This is a genomic window from Segnochrobactrum spirostomi (assembly GCF_009600605.1).
GTDB lineage: Bacteria > Pseudomonadota > Alphaproteobacteria > Rhizobiales > Segnochrobactraceae > Segnochrobactrum > Segnochrobactrum spirostomi.
Window position 1 is genome coordinate 2347408 of record NZ_VWNA01000001.1, and the last position, 11775, is coordinate 2359182.

An 11775-nucleotide genomic window follows, 5' to 3' on the forward strand; every position below is an offset into this window, starting at 1 on the left:
GTTCAGCTAGAAGCAAATACAAACACACCTATCTCGCTCACAAAACGGCTTCTATACCATGAATAATTCCAAAATTGCGGCGTTGGCGCTTTCACAACTAGCTACATATTGGAGGGCGGATAGAGTCATGATTGCCATAGCGATCGGTGCAGCAATGCTCTCCAGCGCAAGTGCGATCTGCGCACCCTACGTACTGTCACGTGCAATCGATCGCTTAGCTGATGACGGTCCAGATTCGATCCGGGCGGTTACGTACCTTCTCTATTCGGTACTCGTAGGTGTTTCGCTGACAGCTCAGCAAGCTACACAGTATGCAGTATTCATAAGCGCTGAGCGCCTAGCGTACATGACTGATAGCGAGTTTTTCAGGAGAATTATCAGTAAGACGAGCTCGTTTTTCGCGACGTTCAATCCCGCCGAAATACAAGCGGCGAGCTTGCGCGGACGTCAAGGTCTCACGGCGCTGGTGCAGCTCGCTCTGGGTGTTATTTTGCCCGGAATAATCCAGATTCTAATCACGATATGGACTCTTAGTGCGTTAATTAATGCTCTCATAGGTGGAGTTATTGCCATCTATGGATTAATTTCAATTGTGCTAACCATTGTGTCCGTTCGACGTGTTCGTCCTTTCCTGGAGAGAGCAGTCGAGGCGAGTCAGGCGAATGCGCGTTTTTTTGGAAATGTTATAGATGTTATTGAGGCCATTCGTTATTTCCGTGCTCATCGATGGATATACGGAATATTTAATGATAACGCGGTAGCGTCGCGCGATAATTTGCGGGCATACGCAATGCAACGCGTCTTCGTGAGCGCGCTAATGGGTATTCTCCTGACTATCCAGTTTTTCATCTCGTTGACATTCATTATCCCGATGTATTACCGAGGCGGCATTTCAATCGGGAATATTGTCCTTTTCAATGCACTGCTTGTGCAGCTTAATCAGCCCTTCGAGATGATGGCCCATGCGATCGAAGCATTGACTCGGTCCCGCAACGAGCTCGCACCTCTGGCCACTATGTGGGCCGAACCCGAGGAGAGGGCAAAAGCGGAGACGTTGGAGTTTGTGCCGCAGCATGCTCGAATTTCGTTCGAAAACGTGAGCTTTCGCTATGGAAATGGCCGGGGTGTAGAATGTATAAATTTTCTCGCAGGGCCGGGCCGCATGACATTTCTGACCGGGAAGACGGGCTCTGGAAAGACAACCATATTCAAGATAATATTGAAATCTATCGAGCCGGATCACGGGCGCGTGCTTGTTGACGGTGTGGATATTAATTTAATTGATCGATCTTCGTGGTTGAATGCGGTGTCAATTGTGCCGCAGGAGATCGTTCTCCTGAATGCTAGCGTTAAGGACAATATCCTACTCGGTCGGCTATATGATGAGAGTCGTTTGCGTGGTGCCCTTCAAGGAGCTTCGTTTGCTTCACTGATGAGCGCGCTGCCGGACGGACTAGAGACGATGGTAGGAGAGCGCGGCTTAAGGCTATCTGGCGGGGAACGTCAGCGGATCGCTGTTGCGCGCGCTCTATATGGAAATCCGAAGATCCTGTTGCTTGATGAGGCAAGCTCGGCGCTCGACGAGGTGACGGAGCGAGATATAATGGAGCATATTCGGGTATTGGCGCAGGATGTTACTGTGCTCGCGATTACGCATCGGCAATCTATGATAACGGATGCGGATAACGTAATCAGGCTGTGAGATTAGAGCGGGACCCGATCTTAATGGTATCCCTGCGGCGAGTGCCGCCTTGCGGAGGTTGGGGGATGACGCGAAGTCCTAGGTGATGTGGACGAATATACGGGTCCATAGACGGACGGCGGCGGTGAGAACGAAGTCGAGGTGGCTGTCGGCGGTCTTGTCGGAGCGGATCGGGAGGCGGCGCGAGCTCTTCAGTCTTTTGAAGTAGAGCGAGATCCCGTGTCTCAGGGCGTAGATGTGTTCGTCTACGGGCATCTGGACCGTCCGGCTTCGTTGCATCGGAATGATCGGCGCGACGCCTCGCGCTTCCTTCGCCAAGCGGCTATCTTCGGCATCGTAGGCGCGATCGGCGAGCAGAACCTTCGGTTGCGGCCGCCAGCGTCGAGGAGATGTAGCGCACCAGTGTTAGTCCGAGGACTCACCTGGCGCGATGTTGACGGCTACGGTGAGGCCCGAGCCGTTGGTGCGGAGATGAATTTTGGTCGAGAACCCACCTCGCCAGCGCCCGAGACCCTGTCTCGCAGACTCCTTGCGCCTGCGGCGCAGTGCTCCGCCCGGATGACGGTGCTGTCGATCATCTGCACGGTCTCGCCGACCCCTTCGGTGTCATTCACCACTTCAAGCAGGAGATCCCGGAGCCCGGAGAGCGTCCAGCGGCGGAAATGGCGGTAGACACCGAAGACCATTTCGCGAAGCACTCGGGCAGGGCGCGCCGTTGGGCACCGGTTGGGGCAATCCAGAACACGCCGTCGAGGACGCGCCGGTAATCCTCGCGCCGCCTGCCGCTGCGGGGCCTCCGTCTCGTCGCGAAAAGCGCCAAGAACGCGCATTCCTCGTCGCTCAACAGGTCTCGAATCAACGTCGCCGCCCTCCGAAAGTGACGTTGGATCAACCCCCCGAGGGGGAAACCCTATTCGTCAACAGGACTTAGGTATCGGCTCACCCGGCAAGGCATTAGTGCGGAACGGCGTGGACCATGTCCATGAAGTGAAAGTGCCGCTCACCGTCGCGCTTTCTTTCCGATAGCGCCGTCAGATGCGGTTCCTCACCGAGATCTCGCGTTTCCGGCGCGCCAAATGAGCAGTCGCCGATAGCCGACCCGTCGCCGTTCCGCGGAAAGCGATGCGTTCACCCAACGCCGTGTTCGGTGCGCGTCCTAACCGGCAGCGAATTATCTTGCGATTAGCCGGGAGGATGGGCGAATTTCTGCTGTTGGCTCAGCACTAGGGTGTTCCGCGGATAAACACGCCCTTGCGAGCCTACTCACCTCCTTTCTCCAGCCTCTACCAGGATCCCGAGCATCTGCCTTTCGGACAATCTTGCTGCCCCCATGTCCCCTCTCACGGAGGGACGTAGTGTCGCACGGAGAAAATCTCTGGGCGGAGCACTTCGCAAAGTGTCGCATTTTCTTCGATAAATCTCGTTATCTATGAGAGTTCACAGCCGACGAGGGCTGCCATCGAGGCGGAATGGTGCGGCGCGCGGAACGGGCGGCGGCTGGTCAGCCGGCCGTCGGCGAGCTCGCCCGCGACCGAGTGGATCATCGAGACTTCGAGGAGTTCGCGCGGCGCGAGCGGCGGCAGGATCGAGGGGAGCCTTTGGGCGAGCATCGACTTGCCGGACCCGGGCGGGCCGACGAAGAGGAGGTGGTGGCCGCCCGCTGCCGCGATCTCGAGGCCGCGCTTTGCGGTCTCCTGGCCTTTGACGTCGCGGAGGTCGGGGAGCGCGGCACCGGGCTCGCGCAATCGCGGTTCGGGCCGCGACAGCACTTGGGTGCCGCGGAAGTGATTGACGAGGCCGATGAGGCTCACCGGCGCGAGGATCGGCACGTCCCGCCCCGCCCACGCCGCCTCGGGGCCGCTCGCGGCCGGGCAGATCAGCCCCTTGCCGAGTGCGTTCGCGCCCATCGCCGCGGGCAGGGCGCCGGCGACCGGAGCGATCGTGCCGTCGAGCGCGAGTTCCCCCACCACGACCCAGTCGGCGAGGGCGGCCGCGGGAACGACCCCCATCGCGGCCATCAGCCCGAGGGCGATCGGCAGGTCGTAGTGGCTGCCTTCCTTGGGCAGGTCGGCGGGGGCAAGATTGACGGTGATGCGCTTCGCCGGCAGCGACAGGCCCGAAGCGACGAGGGCGGCGCGGACCCGCTCGCGGCTCTCGCCGACCGCCTTGTCGGCGAGGCCGACGATGGTGAAGGCGACGGTGCCCGAGGCGACCTGCACCTGCACGTCCACCGGCACGCATTCGATGCCCTGAAAGGCGACCGTGGTGACGTGGCTGACCATCCGCGCTTCCCCCGACGGCGAACAGGCTGCGACCTTCTGGGAGCACCCATCAAGGAATCTCCAAAGTCGCACCGAGACGCTAGCGCACGGCGGGCGTGCAGGCAAGAACATTGTAAGAACATCGCCGCGTCGCGTGGGCACCGCGGCGCGCGACGAGACGAGGCGCCGGGCGGATTTTCGCGGGTCGTCGCCCTTGCACGACGCCCGGTTCCGCGTTAACTCCCACGGCCGAACCGTTGGACGCGGCGGCACCCTCCCGTGCCGTCCTCATGGCGCAAGACGCCTGCGCGGCCTCCGCCGCGGAAGGAACCGGAATGCCCTACGTCGTCACCGAGAACTGCATCAAGTGCAAGTACACGGATTGCGTCGAGGTGTGCCCCGTCGATTGCTTCTATGAAGGCGAGAACATGCTCGTCATTCATCCCGACGAGTGCATCGATTGCGGCGTGTGCGAGCCCGAATGCCCGGCGGAGGCGATCAAGCCGGACACCGAGAGCGGCCTTGAGAGCTGGCTCCAGCTCAACGCCGAATATGCCGCCGTGTGGCCGAACATCACGGTGAAGCGCGAGGCTCCGACCGACGCCAAGGATTGGGACGGTAAGGCGGGCAAGCTCGCCCTGCTGTCGCCCGAGCCCGGCAAGGGCGACTGACCGCCCTCCGCGGTTCCGCGTCGCCTGGTTTCCTGGGCTCTATTCCCGCCGCAGGATGCGGTCGACGAGAAGGTCGCTCCACAGCGTCGAGCGGTAGGACCCCTTGAGCGCGGCCGGATCGTAGCCGCCGCCCTCCACCCATTCGATCAGCGATTGGCCCTTTGCGGCGCCGTCGTCCCGGTAGGCTTCGAGGAAGGCGTCGAGCACGCCGGTCTTCGAGCTCGGCACGTGGCCGTAGCGCAGCGAGAGCTGGCCGAGCGCCTCCTCGACCGGGCGTCCCGCGGCGAGGATCAGATAGAGCGCGGAGGCGAGCCCCGCCCGATCCGAGCCGGACTTGCAATGGACCAAAGCCGGGTACTCGATCGTCTCGAAGAGACGGGCGGCGGCGCGCACCATCTCCGCCGTCGGTGGGCTGCGCGACCACAGCGGCAGGGTCACCAGCGTCAGTCCATGACGCTCGCACGCCTCGCGCTCGAGGGCGAAGCCGCCGAGCTCGCGGTCGCCCCGCAGCCACACCACGGTGCGGATGCCCTGCCGGGCCGCCCAGGCGATGTCGGCGGGGGAGGGCTGCGACGACCGCCACAGCCGCGCGTCGACCTGGTGGCGGTTGCGGTAGAACAGCCGGGCGAGGCCTACATCCGTCACGTAGAGGTGCCACCATGCGGCGAGCCGGCGCGGCAACCCGTCGATCGGCCGCGCGCTCCTGTGGCGCAGCCGGTCGCGGTGGCGTTCGCGCCCCTCGGCAGTGCGGAAGAACTTCACGGACGACGTCTTCTTTCGCGGGGCCCGACGCGGGCCGCAGGGGCGCCTACATCGCCGATCGGGCGGGCCGGCGCAAGACCTCGCGGCCGTCCCGCGTAACCGTCCGCGGCGGCTGGCCGATCGGTCGGCAGCGTCGCTGCGCTCGGTCATTTGACGCTCTCGCGCAATGGTATGTTACGGCGACCTGCGTACCCTTTCCGAATCTTGCGCATGGGCGCTTGCGCCCGTGCGCCGGCGCTGCGACGATGCGCCATCAAGGGCAACGCACGGAGGTCCGAGATGGCGATCGAGGATCGTCTATACGGGGAAGACCAAGACGTTAGCGCCCCGACCCCGCGCTTCGCCGAGCCCCGGCTGATCGCGATCGTGGGGCCGTACGGCAGCGGCAAGTCCACCTTGGTCGAGGCGATCCTGGCGCGCACCGACGCGGCGCGGGAGGCCGAGGCAACGCCGGGCAAAGCGCCCACCATGAGTGTCGCCGCGCGCTTCGTGCCGGCAACCTTCATGCGCGACCGCTACGTCTTCGTCGATTGCCCGGGCTCGGTCGAGTTCCGCTGCGAGGCGGACGGGGTGCTCGCCGCGGCGGACCTCGCGGTCGTCGTGTGCGAGGCCGATCCGCGCAAGCTGCCGGCGTTGCAGATCATCCTCAAGGACCTCGAAGAGCGCGGCATTCCCCGTGTCCTCTTCCTCAACAAGATCGATCGCCTGGAGGCCCGCGTCCGCGAGACGCTCGAGACGCTCCAGAGCGCGAGCCGGACGCCGCTCGTGCTGCGGCAGATCCCGATCTGGCGCGACGGCATCGCGACCGGCTTCATCGATCTCGCCCTCGAACGGGCGTTCATCTACCGCGAGCACGCGGCGAGCCGGGTGATGTCGATCCCCGACGAGGCCCGCGCCCGCGAGGTCGAGGCGCGCTTCGAGATGCTGGAGCGGGTCGCCGATTATGACGACGCGCTGATGGAGGAGCTGCTGTCCGATATCGAGCCGCCGCGCGATCGGGTGTTCGACGATCTCGCCCGGGAAATGCGCGAGGGCCTCATCTGCCCGGTGTTCCTCGGCGCGGCCCAGCGCGGCAACGGCGTGTTCCGTCTCTTGAAGGCGCTGCGCCACGAAAGCCCCGGGGTCGCCGAGACGCGGACCCGGCTCGGGCTCGGCAGCGACCAGAAGACGGTCGTGCAGGTGATGAAGACGCTGCACTCGTCCCATATCGGCAAGCTCTCCCTCGCCCGGGTGCTCAGCGGCGGGGTGACCGAGACGCAGCCGCTCCAGACCTGCGACGGCCGCGCCGTGAAACCCGCGGGGCTCTACGATCTCGTCGGTGAGGAGGCGGTGAAGCGCGGGCCGGCGGGGCCGGGCGAGGTGGTGGCGCTCGCCAAGCTCGACGGGGTCGCGACCGGCACCACCCTGGGCAGCCGCGGTGGCCGCGTCTTCAGCCTCGTCGATCTCGCCGTCCCGCCGCCGGTGCTGGCGTTCGCGGTGGCGCCGGCCGAGCGCAAGGACGAGGTCAAGCTGACGGCCGCGCTCGGCAAGCTCGCCGAGGAGGACCACGGCCTCTCCGTCGAGGCGGACGCCGTGACCGGCGAAACGCGCCTGTGCGGCCAGGGTGAGATCCACCTGCGCACCGCCCTGGAGCGGCTCGCCGTCAAGTTCGGCCTCGCGGTCAGCCAGCGCCCGCCCCGGGTGCCCTATCGCGAGACGATCCGGTCTTCCGCGCGGGCCCACGGCCGCCACAAGAAGCAGTCCGGCGGCCACGGCCAGTTCGGCGACGTGACCTTGGAGTTCACCCCCTTGCCGCGCGGCGAGGGCTTCCGCTTCGCGAGCCGGATCGCCGGCGGGGTCGTGCCGAAGGCGTTCATCCCGGCCATCGAGGCAGGGGTGCGCGACAGCCTCGGCGAGGGACCGCTCGGCTTCCCCGTGACCGATCTCGCCGTCACCCTCGTCGACGGCGCCGCCCATGCGGTCGACTCGTCCGAACAGGCCTTCCGCGCCGCCGCCCATCTCGCGATGCGGGAGGGCCTCGTGGCGGCGGGGCCGCTCCTGCTCGAGCCGATGCTCGCGATGACGCTCCATTGCCCGAGCGAGGCGACGGCGCGCATCAACGCGGTGCTCGCCGCGCGGCGCGGCCAGATCACCGGCTTCGAGCCACGCGCCGGCTGGCCCGGCTGGGATTGCATCACCGCCCTGATGCCCGAGGCGGAGATCCGCGACCTGATCGTCGAGATCCGCTCCGCGACCGCCGGCGTCGGCGATTTCCGCGTCAAGTTCGACCATCTCGCCCCGCTCGAAGGCCGCCTCGCCGAGGAGGTCGTGGATCGCCGCCGACGGGACGCCGCGTGAGGGGAGCCCAGCGCCTCGACCGACCCTCTCCGCTCCGAAATATTTCGTGATTTGCGTGTAATCCAGGCACTGCGGCCTACGTAGAACAAGCAGAGCCGGGGGCTTTTGAGGCGGCGTAACGACGGGCGACCGAAAGGAGACCTGGGCGGTGCGTGCGTCGATCGGCCGAGGGCGTCATTCGACAGGCGCCGGCCGGTGGAGCGTGAACGATGTTGATCAGGCAGCGCAGGCGCTGGGAGATCGCCGAGAGCGAGGCGACCCCGGAGCACATCTTTCTCGGGCGGCGGCGGTTTCTCGCCGGCGCGGCGGCCCTCGGGGCGGCCTCCGTCGGCAGCATCGCGGGGGTGTCCGTCCGGCCGCGGCGGAAGGGTTCTTCGGATTGTTCGGCGGCAAGAAGGATCAGACGCCGGCCGCCCCGGACCCGACCGCCGACCTCTATCCGGCCAAGCGCGACGACGCCTACAAGCTCGACCGCGCGATCACGCCCGAAGACGTCACCTCGACCTACAACAATTTCTACGAGTTCGGCACCTCGAAGCGGGTGTTCGACGAAGCGCAGGCGCTGCCGATCCGGCCGTGGACAATCAAGTTCGACGGCATGGTGGAGAGCGAGCGGACCGTCGACATCGACACCCTGATCCGGGCGATGCCGCTCGAGGAGCGGCTCTACCGGCACCGCTGCGTCGAGGCGTGGTCGATGGCCGTGCCGTGGACCGGTTTTCCGCTCGCTGCCCTCGTCGCCTATGGGAAGCCGCTGTCGGGTGCGAAATATGTGCGCTTCGAGACCTTCATGGACCCGAACGTCGCGCCCGGTCAGAACGAGGCCTGGTATCCCTGGCCCTATGTCGAGGGCCTGACGATGGCCGAGGCGAACAACGAACTCGCCTTCATGGTCACCGGCATCTACGGCAAGCCGCTTCTGAAGCAGTTCGGCGCGCCGCTCCGCCTAGCGGTGCCGTGGAAATACGGTTTCAAGTCGGTCAAGTCGATCGTGCGGGTCTCGTTCACCGACACCCAGCCGAAAACCTTCTGGGAAAGCCTGCAATCGTCGGAATACGGGTTCTGGGCGAACGTGAACCCGGACGTGCCGCATCCGCGCTGGAGCCAGGCGACCGAGGAGGTGCTCGGCACCGGCGAGCGCAAGCCGACGCTGCTCTATAACGGCTACGAGCCCGAGGTCGCCGACCTCTACAAGGGCCTTCAGAACGAGCGGCTGTTCATGTGAGGAGTGGGGGCGCACTGCTGCCCTTGCTCTCGCTCGGTTTCATCCTGATATTGTATGTGGATGAAATTCGAATGGGACGCGGCCAAAGCGGAGATCAATCTCAGGAAGCACCGCGTAAGCTTCGAGATCGCCGTTCGCATTGGTAGAGCAGGATCTCATCGAGAACGGCGAATATCGCTGGCGGACCTTGGGGCTCGTTGACGGCCGCCTGCTTTTGCTGGTGGCGCACACGGTTCGGGATGACGAGGACGGCGTCGAAATCGTGCGCATCATATCCGCGCGGAGCCGAGGGAGCGGAGGCGCTATGCGCAGAACCGTCAGATATGAGGTCGACCTCAACGCTCTGCCGCCGCTGACCGGCGAACAGCGGGCGGAGATCGATGCGCTCTCCCGTCTGCCCGACGCTGACATCGACCGCAGCGACATTCCGGCGCTGGACGACGCCTTTTGGAAGAACGCCGTCCGCAACCCGTTCCACAAGCCCGCTCAGATTGCGGCCACGCTCCTTTTGGACAGCGATGTCCTCGATTGGCTCGAAGGGAAGGGTGGAGGCACCGAAGAGCGCATCAACGCGATCCTGCGGCGCGCCATGCTCGCCGATCGAGACCATCGGGCCTGAGACCACGCCCGCGGACGCTTGCGGAAAACCCTACGGCTTTACGTGAAGAGTCTCTCTCCCGCTGCCTATCAGTAGTGCTCCCCGGGCTTGACCCGGGGATCCAGGGCCTCGGGCGCAGCGCCAGCCGCCCAGGGATCCCCGCCACAAGGGCGGGGATGACGACGGGGTGCGGAGTGACCGCCCCCACGCCGCCTCCTACGCCCCAGGCCCCCCACTGCGCGGGGAAACAACGACCGGGAGCCGCTGCCTCTCGCCGGCCACCCCTCGCGCCGTGAACCCTGTCGGAGCGAAGCGCCGGGCGAACGCGTCTTCCCCTCGACACGTCCGTCGTCATAATGTCATCGACGGACGCCAAATCATGAAGCAGACGTGCATTCGGGAGCCTCCAGCCCGGATGCGCGGTACGCTCGATTTGCGTGCAGCCATCCGGATCGCTCTCCGACATCAGGTCGCGTCATGGCCGAAAGTTATTCGTCGCCGTCGCTCTTTCGGCCGCGCTACATCCCGAATCTCTGGGATGCCGTCGCGTTTCTCCTCGTCTTCGGCACCCTGATCCTGTTCTCGCACGGCGCGGAGCAGACCTTCGTGCCGCTGTCTGCGATCGAGCGCATGCCGCTGTCGCTCGATCCGTCGCACCTGCCGGAATATGCGCTGCGCACCGTGCTGCGCATGGTCGTGGCGATCGTCGCCTCGCTCGTCTTCACGCTGATCTACGCAACGATCGCGGCGAAGAGCCGGCGCGCCGAAATGGTGCTGATCCCGTTCCTCGACATCCTGCAATCCGTCCCCGTGCTCGGCTTCCTGTCGTTCACCGTGGTCGGCTTCATGAACATGTTCCCCGGCAAGGTGATCGGCGTCGAGCTCGCCTCGGTGTTCGCGATCTTCACGAGCCAGGCGTGGAACATGACGTTCTCGTTCTACCAGTCGCTGAAGACGGTGCCGCGCGATCTCGACGAGGCCTCGCGCGCCTTCCGCCTATCGTCCTGGCAGAAATTCTGGCGCCTCGAGGTGCCGTTCTCGATGCCCGGCCTCATCTGGAACACGATGATGTCGATGTCCGGCGGCTGGTTCTTCGTTGTCGCCTCCGAGGCCATCTCGGTCGGAAACGACACCTACACGCTGCCCGGCATCGGCTCCTACGTGTCGCTCGCCATCGCCCAGAGCAACCTGCCGGCGGTGGTGTGGGCTCTCGGCGCGATGACCGTGATCATCCTGCTCTATGACCAGATCCTGTTCCGCCCGCTGGTGGCGTGGAGCGAGAAGTTCCGCTTCGAGCAGTCGCCGAGCGGGAACGTTCCCCATTCCTGGCTGCTCGACGTCGTCCAGCGCACCCGGATCTTCCAGATCGCGCTGCGTCCGCTCGGCCTCGGCATCCGCTGGCTGGCGAGCCGCCGCTTCTCGGTGCCGACGCCCCAGGTCCCGACGCTGCCGAAGCTGTGGAACAGCAAGGCGGTGGACGGTGTCTGGCTGGTCCTCATCGCCGCCGGCTGCGTCTACGCGGCGTGGCAGATCGTCTCCTTTGTCGCGACGGAGCTCCATTGGAGCGATGTCTGGCTCGCCCTGTTCTACGGCCTGTTGACGCTCATCCGCGTCGCCGTCCTCGTCGCCATCGCCTCGGTGATCTGGGTGCCGATCGGGGTGTGGATCGGGCTCCGGCCGAAGGTCGCCGAGCGCATTCAGCCGCTCGCGCAGTTCCTCGCCGCCTTCCCGGCCAACATCGCCTTCCCGTTCTTCGTCGTCGCCATCGTGCACTTCGACCTCAACCCGGACATCTGGCTGAGCCCGCTGATGATCCTGGGGACGCAGTGGTACATCCTGTTCAACGTGATCGCCGGGGCGAGCGCCTATCCGACCGACCTCAAGGAGGCGGCGTCGAGCTTCCACGTCGGCGGCTGGAGTTGGTGGCGCAAGGTCATTCTGCCGGGCGTGTTCCCCTATTACGTGACCGGTGCGCTCACCGCGACGGGTGGTTCCTGGAACGCGGCGATCGTGGCCGAGGTCGCGAGCTGGGGTAAGGACCAGCTTCAGGCCCACGGCCTCGGCGCCTACATCGCCGATGCGACGAGCGCCGGCGATTATCCGCGGATCGTGCTCGGTATCGCCGTGATGTCGCTCTACGTGATCCTCTTCAATCGGGCGCTCTGGCACCCGATGTTCACCTTCGCCGCCCGCCGCCTGCGCTTCGACTGAGGACGCCT

At 65.1% G+C, this 11775-nt stretch carries 6 protein-coding genes and 3 pseudogenes; 6 read left to right on the plus strand and 3 right to left on the minus strand.

Annotation, left to right across the window (positions count from 1 at the left end; translation table 11 throughout):
- Positions 1-127: 127 nt before the first annotated feature.
- Positions 128-1702 (plus strand): ABC transporter ATP-binding protein, encoded by a 1575-nt coding sequence (locus F0357_RS10610; protein ID WP_246161423.1) that lies wholly within the window; start codon positions 128-130, stop codon positions 1700-1702.
- A gap of 78 nt (positions 1703-1780) precedes the next feature.
- On the opposite strand, the pseudogene F0357_RS10615 reads toward F0357_RS10610, so the two are convergent.
- A pseudogene (locus tag F0357_RS10615) lies at positions 1781-2591 on the minus strand (IS5 family transposase).
- A 553-nt stretch (positions 2592-3144) separates the two neighbouring features.
- Positions 3145-3984 (minus strand): annotated as a pseudogene (locus tag F0357_RS10620) (YifB family Mg chelatase-like AAA ATPase); the annotation flags it as partial.
- A 314-nt stretch (positions 3985-4298) separates the two neighbouring features.
- Here F0357_RS10620 and fdxA point away from each other — a divergent pair.
- Positions 4299-4634 (plus strand): ferredoxin FdxA, encoded by a 336-nt coding sequence (fdxA, locus tag F0357_RS10625; RefSeq protein WP_153480914.1) that lies wholly within the window; start codon positions 4299-4301, stop codon positions 4632-4634.
- 39 nt (positions 4635-4673) lie between these two features.
- On the opposite strand, the gene F0357_RS10630 is transcribed toward fdxA, so the two are convergent.
- Complete coding sequence (locus F0357_RS10630) at positions 4674-5396, minus strand: protein tyrosine phosphatase family protein (RefSeq protein ID WP_153480915.1); 723 nt, start codon at positions 5394-5396, stop codon at positions 4674-4676.
- A 279-nt stretch (positions 5397-5675) separates the two neighbouring features.
- Between F0357_RS10630 and F0357_RS10635 the strand changes: the two genes are divergently transcribed.
- The 4 genes and pseudogenes from F0357_RS10635 (at position 5676) to F0357_RS10650 (ending at position 11767) form a co-directional block, all read left to right on the plus strand.
- Entirely contained in the window at positions 5676-7733 is a 2058-nt protein-coding gene (locus F0357_RS10635; RefSeq protein ID WP_153480916.1) for an elongation factor G, read from the plus strand.
- A gap of 209 nt (positions 7734-7942) precedes the next feature.
- Positions 7943-8958: pseudogene (gene msrP / locus F0357_RS10640) on the plus strand (protein-methionine-sulfoxide reductase catalytic subunit MsrP).
- Between the two features lie 139 nt (positions 8959-9097).
- Entirely contained in the window at positions 9098-9577 is a 480-nt protein-coding gene (locus F0357_RS25195) for a hypothetical protein (protein ID WP_376767798.1), read from the plus strand.
- A 456-nt stretch (positions 9578-10033) separates the two neighbouring features.
- Positions 10034-11767 (plus strand): ABC transporter permease, encoded by a 1734-nt coding sequence (locus F0357_RS10650; RefSeq protein ID WP_153480917.1) that lies wholly within the window; start codon positions 10034-10036, stop codon positions 11765-11767.
- Positions 11768-11775 lie beyond the last annotated feature (8 nt).

Bases quoted from the DNA above. Each gene is read 5' to 3' on its own strand.
- F0357_RS10610 (WP_246161423.1), top strand. From the start codon at position 128: ATGATTGCCATAGCGATCGGTGCAGCAATGCTCTCCAGCGCAAGTGCG.
- fdxA (WP_153480914.1), top strand. From the start codon at position 4,299: ATGCCCTACGTCGTCACCGAGAACTGCATCAAGTGCAAGTACACGGAT.
- F0357_RS10635 (WP_153480916.1), top strand. From the start codon at position 5,676: ATGGCGATCGAGGATCGTCTATACGGGGAAGACCAAGACGTTAGCGCC.
- F0357_RS10650 (WP_153480917.1), top strand. From the start codon at position 10,034: ATGGCCGAAAGTTATTCGTCGCCGTCGCTCTTTCGGCCGCGCTACATC.